Source organism: Tahibacter caeni, from assembly GCF_024609805.1.
Classification (GTDB): domain Bacteria; phylum Pseudomonadota; class Gammaproteobacteria; order Xanthomonadales; family Rhodanobacteraceae; genus Tahibacter; species Tahibacter caeni.
Genome location: NZ_JANFVR010000001.1, coordinates 1 through 15,811, shown reverse-complemented (window position 1 = coordinate 15,811; position 15,811 = coordinate 1). Strand labels below are relative to the sequence as shown.

Annotated in this window: 17 protein-coding genes; 10 read left to right on the top strand and 7 right to left on the bottom strand. The window is 68.0% G+C overall.

What is annotated here, in order from left to right; all coding sequences use genetic code 11:
- Positions 1 to 21 precede the first annotated feature (21 nt).
- The 4 genes from NON22_RS00085 (at position 22) to guaA (ending at position 5,360) form a co-directional block, all read left to right on the top strand.
- The gene (locus NON22_RS00085; RefSeq protein ID WP_257384847.1) at positions 22 to 525 is read left to right on the top strand and encodes a TRAP transporter small permease; all 504 of its coding nucleotides are present in this window, start codon (positions 22 to 24) and stop codon (positions 523 to 525) included.
- Entirely contained in the window at positions 522 to 1,805 is a 1,284-nt protein-coding gene (locus NON22_RS00080) for a TRAP transporter large permease (protein ID WP_257384846.1), read from the top strand. The genes NON22_RS00085 and NON22_RS00080 overlap by 4 nt, the downstream gene beginning before the upstream one ends.
- Before the next feature lie 302 nt (positions 1,806 to 2,107).
- The gene (gene guaB / locus NON22_RS00075; RefSeq protein WP_257384845.1) at positions 2,108 to 3,565 is read left to right on the top strand and encodes an IMP dehydrogenase; all 1,458 of its coding nucleotides are present in this window, start codon (positions 2,108 to 2,110) and stop codon (positions 3,563 to 3,565) included.
- A gap of 148 nt (positions 3,566 to 3,713) precedes the next feature.
- Positions 3,714 to 5,360, top strand: coding sequence for a glutamine-hydrolyzing GMP synthase (guaA, locus tag NON22_RS00070; protein WP_257384844.1), 1,647 nt, complete (start codon positions 3,714 to 3,716; stop codon positions 5,358 to 5,360).
- A 221-nt stretch (positions 5,361 to 5,581) separates the two neighbouring features.
- On the opposite strand, the gene NON22_RS00065 is transcribed toward guaA, so the two are convergent.
- On the bottom strand, positions 5,582 to 6,085 hold the full coding sequence (locus tag NON22_RS00065) for a DinB family protein (RefSeq protein WP_257384843.1): 504 nt from the start codon (positions 6,083 to 6,085) through the stop codon (positions 5,582 to 5,584).
- Between the two features lie 374 nt (positions 6,086 to 6,459).
- On the opposite strand from NON22_RS00065, the gene NON22_RS00060 reads away from it, so the two are divergent.
- A complete protein-coding gene (locus tag NON22_RS00060) occupies positions 6,460 to 7,086 on the top strand; it encodes a DNA-3-methyladenine glycosylase (protein WP_257384842.1) in 627 nt (208 codons plus the stop codon).
- Positions 7,083 to 7,274, top strand: coding sequence for a hypothetical protein (locus NON22_RS00055; protein WP_257384841.1), 192 nt, complete (start codon positions 7,083 to 7,085; stop codon positions 7,272 to 7,274). The genes NON22_RS00060 and NON22_RS00055 overlap by 4 nt, the downstream gene beginning before the upstream one ends.
- 49 nt (positions 7,275 to 7,323) lie before the next feature.
- On the opposite strand, the gene NON22_RS00050 is transcribed toward NON22_RS00055, so the two are convergent.
- From NON22_RS00050 to NON22_RS00040, 3 genes are all read right to left on the bottom strand, one after another.
- Positions 7,324 to 7,659 carry an antibiotic biosynthesis monooxygenase family protein gene (locus NON22_RS00050; RefSeq protein WP_257384840.1) on the bottom strand — a complete coding sequence of 112 codons (336 nt, stop codon included), beginning with the start codon at positions 7,657 to 7,659 and terminating at the stop codon, positions 7,324 to 7,326.
- A 74-nt stretch (positions 7,660 to 7,733) separates the two neighbouring features.
- A complete protein-coding gene (locus NON22_RS00045; RefSeq protein WP_257384839.1) occupies positions 7,734 to 8,186 on the bottom strand; it encodes a hypothetical protein in 453 nt (150 codons plus the stop codon).
- 86 nt (positions 8,187 to 8,272) lie between these two features.
- The gene (locus tag NON22_RS00040; protein ID WP_257384838.1) at positions 8,273 to 8,554 is read right to left on the bottom strand and encodes a hypothetical protein; all 282 of its coding nucleotides are present in this window, start codon (positions 8,552 to 8,554) and stop codon (positions 8,273 to 8,275) included.
- A gap of 166 nt (positions 8,555 to 8,720) precedes the next feature.
- On the opposite strand from NON22_RS00040, the gene NON22_RS00035 reads away from it, so the two are divergent.
- Positions 8,721 to 9,356: a hypothetical protein gene (locus NON22_RS00035; RefSeq protein ID WP_257384837.1), complete on the top strand. Its 636-nt coding sequence runs from the start codon at positions 8,721 to 8,723 to the stop codon at positions 9,354 to 9,356.
- Positions 9,357 to 9,591: 235 nt separating this feature from the next.
- Here NON22_RS00035 and NON22_RS00030 read toward each other — a convergent pair whose 3' ends face one another.
- Positions 9,592 to 10,938 (bottom strand): ferredoxin reductase family protein, encoded by a 1,347-nt coding sequence (locus NON22_RS00030; protein ID WP_257384834.1) that lies wholly within the window; start codon positions 10,936 to 10,938, stop codon positions 9,592 to 9,594.
- Between the two features lie 280 nt (positions 10,939 to 11,218).
- On the opposite strand from NON22_RS00030, the gene NON22_RS00025 reads away from it, so the two are divergent.
- Together NON22_RS00025 and NON22_RS00020 are read left to right on the top strand one after the other, a co-directional pair.
- On the top strand, positions 11,219 to 11,605 hold the full coding sequence (locus NON22_RS00025) for a YciI family protein (protein ID WP_425507941.1): 387 nt from the start codon (positions 11,219 to 11,221) through the stop codon (positions 11,603 to 11,605).
- 353 nt (positions 11,606 to 11,958) lie between these two features.
- Positions 11,959 to 12,765 (top strand): GNAT family N-acetyltransferase, encoded by an 807-nt coding sequence (locus tag NON22_RS00020; protein ID WP_257384829.1) that lies wholly within the window; start codon positions 11,959 to 11,961, stop codon positions 12,763 to 12,765.
- A gap of 202 nt (positions 12,766 to 12,967) precedes the next feature.
- On the opposite strand, the gene NON22_RS00015 is transcribed toward NON22_RS00020, so the two are convergent.
- Positions 12,968 to 13,894, bottom strand: coding sequence for a LysR family transcriptional regulator (locus NON22_RS00015; RefSeq protein WP_257384828.1), 927 nt, complete (start codon positions 13,892 to 13,894; stop codon positions 12,968 to 12,970).
- Positions 13,895 to 13,992: 98 nt separating this feature from the next.
- Here NON22_RS00015 and NON22_RS00010 point away from each other — a divergent pair, with 98 nt between their 5' ends.
- Positions 13,993 to 14,808 (top strand): type 1 glutamine amidotransferase domain-containing protein, encoded by an 816-nt coding sequence (locus NON22_RS00010; protein ID WP_257384826.1) that lies wholly within the window; start codon positions 13,993 to 13,995, stop codon positions 14,806 to 14,808.
- Between the two features lie 158 nt (positions 14,809 to 14,966).
- Here NON22_RS00010 and NON22_RS00005 read toward each other — a convergent pair whose 3' ends face one another.
- Positions 14,967 to 15,647, bottom strand: a complete 681-nt coding sequence (locus NON22_RS00005) for a Vgb family protein (RefSeq protein ID WP_257384825.1) — start codon at positions 15,645 to 15,647, stop codon at positions 14,967 to 14,969.
- Positions 15,648 to 15,811: the final 164 nt, after the last annotated feature.

Sequence of the window (15,811 nt, the reverse complement as noted above, 5' to 3'; positions counted from 1 at the left end):
ACGGCGCTCCGGAAGGACACGATGACTACCGCCTACCAGCGTCATCTCGCGCGCCTGCACCGTTTCGAGGACTGGGTGCTGACCGTGCTCGTCGTGTTCATGGTCGTGCTGGCCGGTGCGCAGATCCTGCTGCGCAACGTGTTCGACAGCGGCTTCGCCTGGGCCGAACCCATGCTGCGCGCGCTCGTGCTCTGGAGCGCGATGCTCGGCGCGGTCATCGCCACGCGCGAGGACCAGCACATCGGCCTGGACTTCATCGCGCGCTTCGTCAGCGGCGCGGCGCTGCGCGTCGCGCGCTTCGTTGCGCTGGCCTTCGCCGCGGCGCTCTGCGCGCTGATGGCCTGGCACAGCTGGGGCCTCGTCGAGCTCGATCGCGAAGGCGGCACGGCCGGCGTGCTCGGCCTGCCGGCCTGGGTGCTGGAACTGATCCTGCCGCTGGGCTTCGGCCTGATGGCGCTGCGTTTCCTGATCCGTTCGCTGCTGCCGCCGAAATCGCACGATCCGCTGCCGGAGGGCGAGGCGTGATCTGGCTGATAGTCGGTCTTTTGATACTGCTCGCGGCGCTCGGCGCGCCGCTTTTCGCGATCCTCGGCGCGATCGCGCTGATCGGCTTCCACCTGGCCGGCCAGGAAGGCATCGCCGTCGCGGTGGAGTTCTATCGCCTGTCGGACATGCCGGCGCTGATCGCGATCCCGCTGTTCACCCTGGCCGGCTACATCCTCGCCGAGAGCAAGACGCCGCAGCGTCTCGTGCGGCTCACGAACGCGCTGGTCGGCTGGCTGCCCGGCGGACTCGCGATCGTCGCGGTACTCGCCTGCACCCTGTTCACGGCCTTCACCGGCGCTACGGGCGTGACCATCATCGCGCTCGGCGCCGTGCTGTATCCGGCGTTGCGCCAGGCGCACTACGGCGAGAAATTCAGCCTCGGCCTGCTGACCGCCTCGGGCAGCCTCGGCCTGCTGCTCGTGCCGTCGATGCCGCTGATCCTCTACGGCGTCGTCGCGCAGCAGTTCCAGACCACGCCGCCGGTCAGCATCGACGCGCTGTTCAAGGCCGGCGTGCTGCCCTGCCTGCTGATGGTCGCGATGCTCGGCGTCTACAGCGCCTGGCACGTGCGCGGCGTCGCGCGGCCCAGGGCTGCGGCGCCCGGAGAACTCTGGGCCGCCGTCAAGGACGCGGCCTGGGAGATCCCGCTGCCGTTCGTGATCCTGGTCGGCATCTATTCGGGCAAGCTCGCCGCGTCCGAGGCGGCGGCGGCGACCGCGCTCTACGTGCTGCTCGTGACCGTGCTGATCCGGCGCGAGATCAAGCTGGCCGAGCTGCCGCGCGTGATCCGCCACGCGATGGTGCTGGTCGGCGGCATCCTCGTCATCCTCGGCTTCTCGCTGGCGCTGACCAACTGGCTCATCGACGCCGAAGTGCCGGAGAAGCTGTTCCAGTTCCTGCGCACGCACATTCCCGAGAGCAAGCCGTTCCTGTTCCTGCTCGCGCTGAACCTGTTCCTGCTCGTGTTCGGCATGCTGCTCGAAGGCTTCCCGGCCATCATCCTGCTCGTGCCGCTGGTGTTGCCGGTCGCCGTGCGCTACGGCATCGATCCGGTGCATCTGGGCATCATCTTCCTGGCCAACCTGCAGCTCGGCATCTTCCTGCCGCCGCTGGGTATCAATCTCTACATTGCGAGCGCGCGCTTCCGCCAGCCCGTGATGACGCTCGTCCGCGCCGCCGTGCCGTTCTTCCTGATCATGCTGGCCGCGACTCTGATCATCACCTACTGGCCCGGGCTGTCGCTCTGGCTCGCGCGGTGACCGTCGGTTCCCGCGAGTCGCGCACGAACCGCGATACCGCGGTCCCGCGCCTGCGCAAAGCCCGCGACGATGCAGCGCTAACCTGCCTGCGTCGCCCGTTCTCTGCGGCCTGGCTGCCGCGGAGCGGATTTGCACCGCCATTCCGAACTACCACGGCCGCGTCCGCTTCGCCTTTGGTCGTGGTCGCCTTGATCCCGCGGCGACCGGACGCATGTCGCCGGTCCGGTCGGGACGGCCTCTGCGTTATTTGAGCGCGGCGGACCTTCCCGTATAATCCCGTTTTTGCGACGGTCCAAAAGCGTATGCGCATCCTCGCCGAAGCCTTGACGTTCGACGACGTCTCGCTGGTTCCCGCCTATTCCAACGTCCTGCCCAAGGACGTCAGCCTCGCCACCCGACTGACCCGCGGCATCCGGCTGAACATCCCGGTCCTCGCCGCCGCGATGGACACCGTCACCGAAGCACGGCTGGCCATCACGATGGCCCAGTGCGGCGGCATGGGCATCATCCACAAGAACATGCCGGTCGAGCGCCAGGCCGCCGAAGTCCGCCTGGTCAAGAAATTCGAGGCCGGCGTAATCCGCGATCCGATCACGGTGACTCCCGACACCTCGATCCGCGAAGTCATGCAGATCGTGCGTGCGCGCAACATCTCCGGCGTGCCGGTCGTCGACGGCGAACAGCTCGTCGGCATCGTGACCAACCGCGACCTGCGCTTCGAGAAGAAGCCCGACGATCCGGTGCGCCACATCATGACGCGCAAGGATCGCCTGATCACCGTCAACGAAGGCGCGCACGAGGAAGAAGTGCTCGCGCTGCTGCACAAGCACCGCATCGAGAAAGTCCTCGTCGTCGACGACAGCTTCCGCCTGCGCGGGCTGATCACGGTCAAGGACATCCAGAAGGCGCGCGACAATCCGAACGCGGCCAAGGACAAGCACGAACGCCTGCGCGTCGGCGCTGCGGTCGGTGTCGGCGGCGACACCGAGGACCGCGTCGCCGCGCTCGTCGAAGCAGGCGTCGACGTCATCGTCGTCGACACGGCGCACGGCCATTCCCAGGGCGTGCTCGACCGCGTCGCCTGGGTCAAGAAGAATTTCCCCGAGATGCAGGTCATCGGCGGCAACATCGTCACCGCCGACGCCGCGCGCGCGCTCGTCGACGCGGGCGCCGACGCGGTCAAGGTCGGCGTGGGTCCGGGCTCGATCTGCACGACGCGCATCGTCGCCGGCGTCGGCGTGCCGCAGATCTCCGCGGTCAGCATGGTCGCCGAAGCGCTGCGCGACGCCAACGTGCCGCTAATCGCCGACGGCGGCATCCGCTATTCGGGCGACATCGCCAAGGCCCTCGTCGCCGGCGCGTCCTGCGTCATGATCGGCGGCATGTTCGCCGGCACCGAGGAAGCACCCGGCGAAGTCGAGCTGTACCAGGGCCGCTCCTACAAGAGCTATCGCGGCATGGGTTCGCTCGGCGCGATGCAGAAGGGTTCCAAGGACCGCTATTTCCAGGACGAGGCCGACGCCGACAAGCTCGTTCCCGAAGGCATCGAAGGGCGCGTGCCGTACCGCGGCCCGCTGCGCAACATCATGCACCAGCTCGTCGGCGGCCTGCGCGCGTCGATGGGCTACGTCGGTTGCGCGACGGTCGACGAACTGCGCGTCAAGCCGCAGTTCGTGCGCATCACGAGCGCCGGCGTCCGCGAGTCGCACGTGCACGACGTGGCCATCACGAAGGAAGCGCCGAACTATCGTCTCGACTGAGGTCGGGACGATGGCGGGAATGGGGAATCGTGAATCGAAGGCGCCTGACGGCACGTTCGACGTTTTCGATTTGCCGGCGACGATGCGCCCCGGATAGCCGCGACCTGCTTCTCCGATTCCCGATTCTCCATTCCCGATTCCCGGCCCCATGACCAACATCCACGACGACAAGATCCTGATCCTCGATTTCGGCGCGCAGTACACCCAGCTGATCGCGCGGCGCATCCGCGAAATCGGCGTCTACTGCGAGATCTGGGCCTGGGATCACGATCCCGCCGAAATCCCGGCTTTCGCGCCGCGCGCGGTGATCCTGTCGGGCGGACCCGAATCGGTGACCGAAGAGAACTCCCCGCGCGCGCCCCAGGTCGTGTTCGATCTCGGTGTGCCGGTGCTCGGCATCTGCTACGGCATGCAGACCATGGCCGAGCAGCTCGGCGGCAAGGTCGAGAGCGGCCATCACCGCGAATTCGGCTATGCGCAAGTCAGTGCAGACACGGCCTGCAGCCTGTTCCGCGGGCTGGCCAGCGACAGCGGCAGCCTGCCGGCCTACGGCGAAGGCGAATCCTGGATGGGCGCGCAGGGCGCCTCCGCCGTCGCGGCGACGACCGCGGCGACGCGCGTCGCGCTCGACGTCTGGATGTCCCACGGCGATCGCGTCGTGGAACTGCCGTCGGGCTTCGCCGCGACCGGCGCGACCGAATCGCTGCACTACGCGGCGATGGCCGACGAAGCGCGCCGCTACTACGGCGTGCAGTTCCATCCCGAAGTCACGCACACCAAGCAGGGCGCCGAGCTGCTGCGCCGCTTCGTCGTCGACATCGCCGGCTGCCGCACCCTGTGGACGCCGGCCAACATCATCGAGGACGCCGCCGCGCGCGTGCGCGCCCAGGTCGGCAGCGACAAGGTGCTGCTCGGCCTGTCCGGCGGCGTGGATTCCTCGGTCGTCGCGGCGCTGCTCGAGCGCGCCATCGGCGACCAGCTGGTCTGCGTCTTCGTCGACACCGGCCTGCTGCGCTGGCAGGAAGGCGACCAGGTCATGTCCACGATGGCCGAGCACATGGGCGTCAACGTGATCCGCGTGAACGCGGCCGAGCGCTATTTCGCGGCGCTCGCCGGCATCGAGGATCCCGAAGCCAAGCGCAAGATCATCGGCCGCCTTTTCGTCGAGATCTTCGAGGAAGAATCGGCCAAGCTGACCGACGTCAGATGGCTGGCCCAGGGCACGATCTATCCCGACGTCATCGAGTCGGCCGGCTCCAGGACCGGCAAGGCCCACGTCATCAAGAGCCACCACAACGTCGGCGGCCTGCCCGAGCACATGAAGCTCGGCCTCGTCGAGCCGCTGCGCGAGCTGTTCAAGGACGAAGTGCGTCGCCTCGGCGTCGAACTCGGCCTGCCGCGCGAGATGGTCTATCGCCATCCGTTCCCGGGACCGGGCCTCGGCGTGCGCGTCCTCGGCGAGGTCAAGCCCGAGTACGTCGAACTGCTGCAGCGCGCCGACGACATCTTCATCCGCGAGCTGCGCGCGCACAACCTCTACGACAGGACCAGCCAGGCCTTTGCGGTCTTCCTGCCGGTCAAGTCCGTCGGCGTCGTCGGCGACGCGCGCGCCTACGAATGGGTCATCGCGCTGCGCGCCGTCGAGACGATCGACTTCATGACCGCGCACTGGGCGCATCTGCCGTACGACTTCCTCGGCGCCGTGTCCACGCGCATCATCAACGAACTGCGCGGCGTCTCGCGCGTCGTCTACGACATCAGCGGCAAGCCGCCGGCGACGATCGAGTGGGAGTGAGGCCGGGGCTTCCGGGTACTGTCGTCAGCAGCCGAAGCCTGACTTGACGTAGCGGCCGGACGGAAATGCCTCGCCGAGGTGATTCCGACCTTTGCAGGCGCCGTGCCGACTGGCGGCAAGGTCGCGCGGCATCGCCGTGCGGTCGACGCCCTGCGCGCCGCCGTTTTCCGGCGGAGGCCCGAGGCAACCATTCGCTCGGTCACGGCGCATCGGCGGCCCACTCAGCTGCCGGCGACCGGGTGCTGCCGGAGGAATACCGGCAGATCCGTGGTCGGCGGAAATATGTCGAGGTAATAGAGAATCCCCGCCGCATGACCTCGGTGGTAGGTGGTGTGGTTGACGACATGCAGGATGATGTCGCGGCGGCTCATGCGGCCGGCACCGCCGCCGATGAACTCGAAGTCGACCGACTGCGCCGGCTCGTTTCCGGCGAGAGAATCGGCGTAGTCCACGTACCATGCGTCGATCGCGCGCTGGTTCTCGATCAGTTCCGCCAGTCCAGGGCAATGTTCGGGATTGCGCGTCGTCAGTCCGTGCGCTTTGCCGAGCAGATGGCATTGCCAGACGTAGTCCATCGCATACGAGTGATGGAGCGTGCGGATCAGGCTGCCGAAGACGATAGGGCGCGGAGCGGCGAGTTCCGCGCCTGGGACGGTCGAGATGACGGACAGAAAGACCTCGTCCGCCCACGCCTTGTAGCGCGTGAGTACCTGCATATCGTTCATTGGGGCTCCTTCGGCTTGCACCGCAATCGAATGGCCGGGTCCGCGGCCTGCGCAGGCGTCGAGCGAGCTGCCGTGGCATGCCATGTGCACCCGGATGTCGGAGCGTATTGGAGTCTCGACGGTGTTTGAAACGTAGTGTCCGGCCGGACGTCTTTCGAGCGAAAACCGACACGAGGAAATTTCGGCGGAACGCGCCGACGAGCCCGGATCCGCTCCGGTTTGCTGGAGCCTTCACCCGGGAAAAGCAAAAATGCGCAGCCTGGTATCACCGATTCCCGACGAGGCTTCGGTGCCGGATCCGTTGCGGTTGGAAACGATGCAATGAATGCGCCTGCAAGACGCGGCTGCGCCGGCAGGCGAACGGGAAGTCATCGGTGAACGGTCGAAGTTCAATCGGCAAGACGCTTCCGCGCTCCTTCTACCGGCGAGATCCCCGGGTGGTCGCGCCCGAGCTCCTGAACAAGCTGCTGGCGAGGAATGACGGCCGTGTCGGGCGCATCGTCGACGTGGAAGCGTATTGCGGCGAGGAAGACCAGGCCGCTCATACCTTCGGCGGCCTCACCGCGCGCAATGCGACGATGTTCGGTGACGGCGGCCATCTGTACGTCTACTTCACCTACGGCATGCACTGGTGTGCGAATGCGGTCTGCGGCCGAGCCGGCCAAGGCGTCGGCGTCCTGTTGCGCGCCATGGAACCGGTGGCGGGGCTGGATGCGATGCGCGAGGCGCGCAACTGGCCGCGTCGCGATCGCGACATCGGCAGCGGTCCCGCTCGCCTGGCACAGGCTTTCGGCATAACGCGCGCGCTCGACGGTGCGGATCTCGTCAAAGGGGACCGGAGCATCGGTATCCTCGATGACGGGATGTCGCCTCCGACGCATCCCGTGACCGGTCCCCGTATCGGAATTTCCAAGGCCGTCGAACATCTGTGGCGCTGGCACGTTGCGGGAAACCCGAACGTGTCGGCCCATCCTTCCCGCCGTTCCCGGGAGCGCCAATGACTCCGCTCGACAAACCCCTGCGTCGCGAACTGGCGATAGGCAAGGAGATCTACACGCTGACGATCGGCCCCGACGGCCTGAAGCTCGTTCCGAAAGGCAAGCGAAAAGGCCTCGAACTGAAATGGACGGATCTCGTCAGCGGCGATGCGGCGCTCGCGACGGCGCTGCAGGCGTCGCTGCGAGCCTAGTTCTGCGGCGCCGGCCGCATGCAACGAAGCGAAACAGTCGGCTGATTCATCAGGCGCCGGGTCGGGGCAGCGGAGCCAGATGATCCGCGATCGGCTCGAGGATGATCTCGGGCAGACTTTCGGCGACGGCCTCGCGCATCCGTTGCCAGGCTTCCGGATCCACCGACGGCCGGGCGAGGCCCTCCGCCTTTGCTTCGGCCGACGGCCATTGCGTGTAGCTGTACCAGACGTCGTCGGGGCCGCGATGCAGGCGCGACCCCAACGAGCCGCGCTCGGCCCGCAGCAACCGGGTTATGCGCGACCACGCCTGCACGAAAGATTCTTCCGAGCCGGGATGCAGGCGCCAGCGGTAAATCGCACAGAAAGCAGGCGGTGGATTAGTCATATCGCGAAACCCGGTTCAGGCGCCCGACGCCTGGTCAGAGCAGGCCCCGAAGAGGCCGCGGCGTGAATGAATCGTCAGGCGCCGGCCAACCGGACCGGAACCACGAGCGAGATGCCGAACAGTACACCCGGGAGCCGGGTCGCTGCAGCCATGGCCTGCAGCGGAGCCGGGAGCTCGGTCAGATGCCGCAGTCGCAGAGGACGGGCCTGGAGCTCGTATCCGCCGAGTACTTGGGAGTAGGGGCGGTGGACGTCCGACCAGTCATAGGCGAACAGCCCGCGCCTGGCGAACGCAATGAAGTCGTCGGGGCGGTGGACGTGCGTCAGCAAGTCGAAGCCGGATATTTCCGGGAGCGCAAGAGCCGACTCCTCGCCGGACTCGACGGCCGACTCCGGCACGGGTCCCTCACCGCCCGTGGTAAAGACGGCGACTTGCCCGGTGGCATCGGCGGCGAGCCATGCGGCGTCGATTCCTTGAAGATCGCGAGGACCAGCCATCGGAAGCCGGCGCCAGATCAGGGCGCCCAACCTAGGGCAGGCCAGGCCGCAGCGGACCTTTTACCTGCCACGGCTCGGCCGGAACGACGCGAATCGACCTGGGTCACCTGTTGGTCTCATGTGGAAGTGTGGAAAAAGAAGTGCAGGATTGCCCAGGTCGCAAGCACCAGGACTGCCGGGCATGCCCAGCCAAAACGCAGCGCGATCGGGCGGTAGTTCTCCGTGTTCCGTGGATCGGCAGCAGCGGCCCACGTCACGTTCAACGCCCATCCGGAAGCAACGGAAATGGCGGCCGCGGGCAGGGCGCTCAGATTCGTGCGCGAAGACAACAGCAGGAACGCCGCGACCGGAAGGACGAGAGCAACCAGCAACACCGAGTTGACGGCGATCTTTCCCATGATCATCCCGAACGCTGGCGGTCGGCGAGCCGCGGCCGCAAGAGTAGCGCGAACTTCCCGGGATCGCAGACAACCTCGATGCGATTTCTTTGCCAGGCAAGGTTGCCCGGCCTGAAAGCCGGCCATGACTTATCCTGGTGATGTCAGCTAACCGGGGGGAGAAGAATTGGACTTCGATGATCTCGTCACGGTTCTGGAGCCGCCGCCGAATCGCGTCGGAAAGTCGGGCGGCTCCCATGAGCAGCATCTTCATGAGGGGGCGGTCATGCTCGCCTACGCCATGCACCTGCTTCGCACGCAAGGCGCACACGATGTCCATATCCACCCAGACGGTGAGCACGGAAAGCAATTCGATTTCGGCGAGTGGCTTGGACGCAGAGGTTTCATCAAGGCCTCGAGGCTGGGCAGCACTGCTTACGGCGGCGTCTATCGAAGCGCGACGAACCAGAGCGTAACGGTCCATCCGAAATCGGGCGTCGGCGACGTCGTCGCGCAGCTCGGCGACCGCGTGCTGTTGGCGGAGTGCAAGGGCGGCATCATCAACACGCGGCATTCGGGTCAGGTGTCGCGGCTCCGTCGCGGCCTTTGCGAGGCAGTCGGGCTGTTGATGGCGACGCCGCCCCAGGGACGTCAGGTCGCCGTAGTTCCCCTGACCGACGTCACGCTGCGCTTGGCCAAGCGGCTGGCTGGGCGCTGTACGTCGGCTGGCATCGAAATCGCCCTTGTGGACGGTCGCGGCGCCGTCCTGGATGCGACACAGGCAGCGATCGCCGCCTCGACGGGCGAAGGGAACGACCAATGAGAAGAGCAGCGCTCTTTGCCGGGGGCCGAACCGCAGTTCCCGATGAGTGCGCGAGCCGCCGGGCTGATCTTGGCCGGCCCCCGGCGGCTCACGGCACGTCGACGATGTGCGGCATGGGGCTGGCCGAGGAATATGCCGCGGACGACGTCCGATCGATCGTGCCTGTCGACCGGCGATAGCGCCCTGGGCACCCGCCGTATCCGATGTGCTGCCCGATCGCCCTTCGTCGCCGTTCCTAGCGCATCGCGAAAAGCTCCTGATGGAAATGCCGTTCCACCGGAAATCCCTGGGCCGCCAGATCGCGTTTCAGGGCCTCGCCGAAGCCCGCCGGTCCGCAGAACCAGATGCTCGCCTCGCGCCAGTCGGGAACGGCAGCGCGCAGGCGCTCGCCGGTCAGCCGGCCGTCGCGCGCGTCGATCAGCACGTGCAGCCGCACTTCCGCGGACTTCGCGTCGGCGGCGAGCCTGGCCAGCGCTTCCTCGTCGACTTCCGCGGTGGTGTGGAACAGATCGACCTGCTGGTCCGCGGGCCAGTCCGGGTTCGTTTCCAGCGCCATGTGCTGCATGCGTCCGATGAAGGGCGTGATGCCGATGCCGCCGCCGATCCAGATCTGGCGCGTGTGGCCGTCGTCGAACGTGAAGCACCCGTACGGCCCTTCGATCGTCACCGTCTGCCCGACGCGCAGCTTCTCGCGCAGGCGCCGGGTGTGGTCGCCGAGCTCCTTGACCACGAAGGTGATCCGGGAACTGTCCGTGCGCCAGCTCGAGGCGATGGTATAGGGATGGGCGCCTTCCGCCGCATCCGAGGTGACGAACGCGAACTGTCCGGTCCGATGGCCCGGCCAGCCGGGTGTCCGGGTCTCGATCTCCAGCGCTTTCACGCCGGCGAAATAGTGCATGGCCGTGATCGTGCCCTGCACGCGGCGGCCCGCGCCGATCCGGCGGACCAGCGTCACGAGCGCCGCCCAGATCGCGCCGGCGAGCAGCAGGGCCGTCAGCCAGCCCAGCGGCGACGACCAGTAGCTGAAATTCATCAGCACGACGGAGTGGAACGCCAGCACCAGATAGGCGACGGCCAACAGGCGATGCGTCTTGTAGAACAGCCGGTACGGGAACCGGCGAATCAGCGCGACGGCAATCAGCGCCACGACGGCATAGAACGCCCATTCGCCGAGGTCTTCGGCCAGTCCGCGCCGGTCCGACAGCCAGGCCGCCAGCGGATTCTCGATCGCCTTGCGCGCGCCGCGCGCCGGGCGTTCGAGCCAGCCCCAGCCGACCGCCCATTTCGGTCCCTTCGCCCAGAGCCAATGAATGACGGAGACGACCAGCGCCGAGATGCCCAGCCACTTATGCAGGCGGTACATCTTGTCGAGGCCGCCGAGCCAGGCCTGCGGCCAGAGCGGCCGCAGCGCCAGCAGCAGGGCGAGGCTCATGCAGCCGATCGCGACGACGCCGGTCAGTTGCACCATGGCGCTGCGCAGGGCGAAGAACGTGGCCGACTGGAACACGCCCGGTTCGGCGACGAGCCAAAGCAGGACCAGGACAGCCAGGATCGTCCAGAACGCGCGCTTGAGGTTTCGCATGTGGCACCGTCGCAGTCGTTCGCACCGGCGAACGGTCGGCGCGGGCGGATCGGCGTCGTCGCGCCCGCTGTGGGCGATTGGATACCAACGGCCGGCGATGTCTACTGATGCAAGTCAAATGCAGGGACGGACTTGCGGCTGCCGCGTCTCGGCGGCCTGTCGGGACGGCCGTCTGCGGTTTTCGTTCCGGCTGCGCTGTCGATTTCCGGCAGTCCCGTTCGTCGTTCCCGTGTCAGGCCGATGCGGCCGATTTGAACGAAGGAGGCAGACGATGCGCGTCATGGTGCTGGTAAAGGCAACCGAAGACAGCGAAAAGGGTTTCGAGCCCGGCGCCGAAACGATGGCGTCGCTCGAAGCGATGGGCCGGTTCAACGACGAACTCGCCGCGGCCGGCATCCTGCTCGCCGCCGACGGCCTGACGCCGTCCTCGCAGGGCAAGCGCATCGCGTTCGACGGCACCCGCCGCACGGTCGTCGACGGGCCTTTCGCCGAGACGCGCGAACTCGTAGCGGGTTTCTGGCTCTGGCAGGTCAAGGACATGGACGAGGCCGTCGCCTGGGTCGAGCGCTGTCCGAATCCGATGCCCGGACCGAGCGAGATCGAGATCCGGCCGCTGTACGAGCTGGCGGAGTTGCTGCCGGACCACGACGCCGCGCCGGGCCGGTAAACAGGCGACCGCAGAAGCGTCGATGGTGAAAATCGGCGCATCGGTCGCTGTCGCATCGCGGCCGCATGGCGACGGCGAATGCGCGCTCGACGGGACGCATGACAGGCATCGACGGTGTCGCCGGATTGATCCCTGCGGTCGCGCGTACTCGCGGGTTCGACCGCGAAGCGAAGTCCCGGCCGGCTGCTGTATCCTGAGGCGCGACCGACGGCGCCGCGTGCGGAGCCGTCGACGCTCGCCTTTCCCGGCTTTCCGTAACGGACTGAACGCTTGTCGAAAAAAAGCATGGCGACGGCAGCGGCCCTGTCGGCCATCGCCAATCCCGTTGGCCGCGCAATCCTGCGGAGCGCGGCGTGATCCGGCTCGACGCGGACGCGATGTGTGCGGCGCTGGCTTCGCTGGATCGCCTGGGCCTCAATACCGGCTTCGCGCGGGCCGTGCTCGACGGCAAGGTCGACGGAACGCTCGTGGGCGACCGCGCGTCGGCGCCGCGCGTGCTGCATGCGCTGCATCCTTACGGCATGTCCCTGGTCTGGGGCGAGGCCGTCGACGAGGCTTTCGACGCGGTCGTCGCGCATCTGCGCGCAGGCGCGTATCGCGGGCGCGCGGAGTGGCTGCAGGTCGATCCGCGCTGGGACACGCTGCCGTGGGACCGCGCGCTCGGCGCCGTGCCGGCCGAGGGTGCCGACGAATCGGCGCCCTGCACGCGGTACGCGCGGGTCAATTTCCGTTTCGACGCGGCGTGCTTCCTCGCGCGTACTCCGGCGGCGGTGGCGGCCGGCTGGCAGTTGCGCCGCGCCGTCGCATCGGATTTCGCGCTCGCCGGCAGCGTGGTGCCGGCGCATTTCTGGCGCGATGCGGACCAGTTCCTCGCCGCGGGCGGCGGCTGGTGCGCCGAGCGCGACGGCAGCGTCGGCGCGATCGCCTTCACCTCGTTCCGCAGCGGCGACGAACTCGAGCTCGGCATAGAGACCTTCGCCGCCGCGCGGCGGCAAGGACTGGGACGGGCCGTCGCGGCGCGGATGGTGGGCGAACTGGTGCAATCCGGCATCACGCCGGTATGGTCCTGCCGGCGCGAGAACGTCGCGTCGCACGAACTCGCGCAACAGCTGGGTTTCGTGCCTACGCTGATCTTGCCTTACTACCGGCTGGCGGCCTGAGGTCGCGAGATCGTCGAGCTGGCGGCGCGGGCGCGAGTGCGCAGGGCGTGCCCGATGCCGTCGATTGCCGACGGCCTGCGCGCCGGGGGCGCCGGGGCGAGGCTCGCGGCCGTCGTCGCGCAATCGCCGGGATCGCCGTCACCATGCCGCGACAGCGGCGAATGCGACGGACCGCTGCCTGGTCCGGCGGCGATCGCGGCGGTCAGGCGTGCGCTGCCGGAGCGGATGCTTCGGTCGTCGCCGTCAACACGGCGATCAGCGCCCGCGCCGCCGCCGACTGGCGGCGATGCGGCGCGTAGACGATCGAGAACGGCCGCGTGCGTCCGCGCAACTGCGGCAGCAGTTCGACGAGATCGCCGCGTGCGATCGGCTCGCGGACGATGAAGTCGTAGCTCTGGCAGATGCCGAGGCCGTGCCGGGCCAGCGACACGACGCCGAGCACGTCGTCGGATACCAGGAGCGCCGACGACGGCAGCCAGTCGATGTCGCTCTCTCCATCCTTGAACGCCCACGCGGCGATGCGGCCCGTGCTCGGCATGACGAAGGGCAGGCAGGCATGGCGGCGCAGATCGTCGAGGGTCTGCGGCGTTCCGGCTTCGCGCAGGTACCCCGGCGAGGCCACGAGGCACAATGCGGCATCTTCCAGTTTGCGCGCGACGAGCCCGCTGTCGGGCAGCTGGCCCAGGCGTATCGCGAGGTCGAAGCCTTCGGCGACGAGATCGACGTTGCGGTTCGTGATGTTGAGCTCGATCCGGACGTCCGGATGCCGGCGCGCGAACCGCGCGAGCAGCGGCGGCAGCCGGTAGTGGCCGTAGGTCGTCGGCACGCTCAGGCGCACGCGTCCCTTGAGCTCGGCCTGCTGGCCCTGGGCGTCGCGCTCGGCTTCGTCGAGCAGATGGAACGCGGTGCGCACCTGTTCGAGGTAGAGCCGGCCGGCCTCGGTCAGTCCGAGCCGCCGCGTCGTGCGGCGCAGCAGTTGGTTGCCGAGCCGCGCTTCGAGCCGCGTGACGGCGCGGCTGAGCACCGAAGCCGTCGTCGACAGCGCGACCGCGCCGGCCGTGAACGAGCCGTGCTCGGCCACGGCCAGGAACGCTTCGACGTCGTCGAGGTAGTCGAATTGGCGGCTCATCTTGTCTTCCCGGGAACGAATGAATGTCCTGGTGGCTAATTTATCGACTCGGATGGCCGCAATACAGTGCGTTCCCGTGTTCGATCCGGAAGACCTCGATGAAGCTCCTGCGCCACGTGCTGCCCCTGTTGCTGTTCGCGATCGCCGCCCCGGTTCCGGCCAGGACGCCGGTCGATTCCCAACCCGAAAAAGGTATCGAAACCATGAGCGCTGCCCCCCGTTCCGACATCAAGCCCGTCCTGTTCGTCCTGACCAGCCATGGCACCAAGGGCAGCACCGGCGAGGCGACCGGCTATTACCTCGGCGAAGTCACGCATCCGCTGGCCGAGCTGCAGGAAGCCGGCATCGCGGTCGAGTTCGCGTCGATTCAGGGCGGCGAACCGCCCGTCGACGGACTGGACCTCAAGGACGCGATCAATGCGCGCTACTGGAACGATGCGGCGTTCCGCGATGCGGTGCGTCACACGCAGCGCGTGGCCGAGGTCGAGGCGGCGAGGTATTCGGCGGTCTTCTTCGCCGGCGGCCACGGCGCGATGTGGGATTTTCCGACGAGCCCCGACGTGCCGCGCGTGACACAGGCGATTTACGAGGCCGGCGGCGTCGTCGGCGCGGTCTGCCACGGTCCCGCGGCGCTGGTCAACGTGAAGCTCGCCGACGGATCCTATCTCGTGGCCGGCAGGAACGTCAGCGCGTTCACCGACAGCGAGGAACGCGCGGTCAAGCTCGACAAGGTCGTGCCGTTCCTGCTCGCGACGACGTTGACGCAGCGCGGCGCGACGCATCACGCGGCCCCGGACTGGACGGCCAAGGTCGTCGTCGACGGGCGCCTCGTCACGGGACAGAACCCGCAGTCGGCCGCCGGCGTCGGCGCGGCGATACGCGATCAACTGCTCGCGAAACCCGCGGGAAAGTGACGACGGTGCGGGCATCCCGGATGTCTGCGAGCCGATGCCGGGGTATCGCCTCCGGCATCGGTATTCCGAGCAGCGTTCGTGTTTTTCGGCACGCCCGGATCGTTGCGGCCGGATGAAGCGGCAGCCGATTGCCGGCTCCCGGCCGACGGTGTCCGGCCTCAGGCTTTCCTGCCGCCGGCGCCGTGCGCTGCGGCCGCAGCACGCGTGCGTCGCGGCCGCTTGACCGCGCGGATCTTGCCGCTCGGTCCGCCGCCGCAGAAGAAGCGGTCGGCGCCGTCGGATTCGAGGCCGGACACGTAGGTGCCCGCCGGCATCTGCAGGCTTTCGAGCACTTCGCCGCTGTCCGCGTCGACGCGGCGCAGTTCGCTCTCGTCGTTTTCCCAGGTCGCATGCCAGAGTTCGCCGTCGACCCAGGTCACGCCGGTCACGAAGCGGTTCGATTCGAGCGTGCGCAGCACGGCACCGGTGTCGGGATCGACCTGATAGATCTTGCGTTCGCGATAGTGGCCGACCCAGAGAGAGCCTTCGGCCCAGGCCATGCCCGAATCGCCGCCGCCGCCGGGCGCCGGAATCGTCGCGAGCACGCGGCCGCTGTGCGGATCGATCTTGTGGATGCGGTCCTCGGCGATCTGGAACAGATGTTCGCCGTCGAACGCGGTGCCCGCATGCGCGGCGACCTCGAGCGCGCGCCGCATCGCGCCGCTGTCCGGATCGAGCGTGTTCAGCGCATTGCCGGCCGCGAACCAGACCCGACGGCCGTCGTAGGTCACGCCGCCGACGTTGCCGCCGTCGGCGAACGGGCCGTATTCGCGGAGGATTTCGGCGGTCGGTCGATTCATGGCGCGGCTCCTGCGGCGGAAAGGTAGGGAAATGATCACTCGTCGGGCGGCGGCGCCGGGAGTAACAAGATCGTCGCGAATCCGGGCAGCGCCGGAATCATCCAGCGCCGCGCGCGGCCGCGGCCGAACGTGCGGACCTGGCCGGCCGCGGCCAGCGCGTCGAG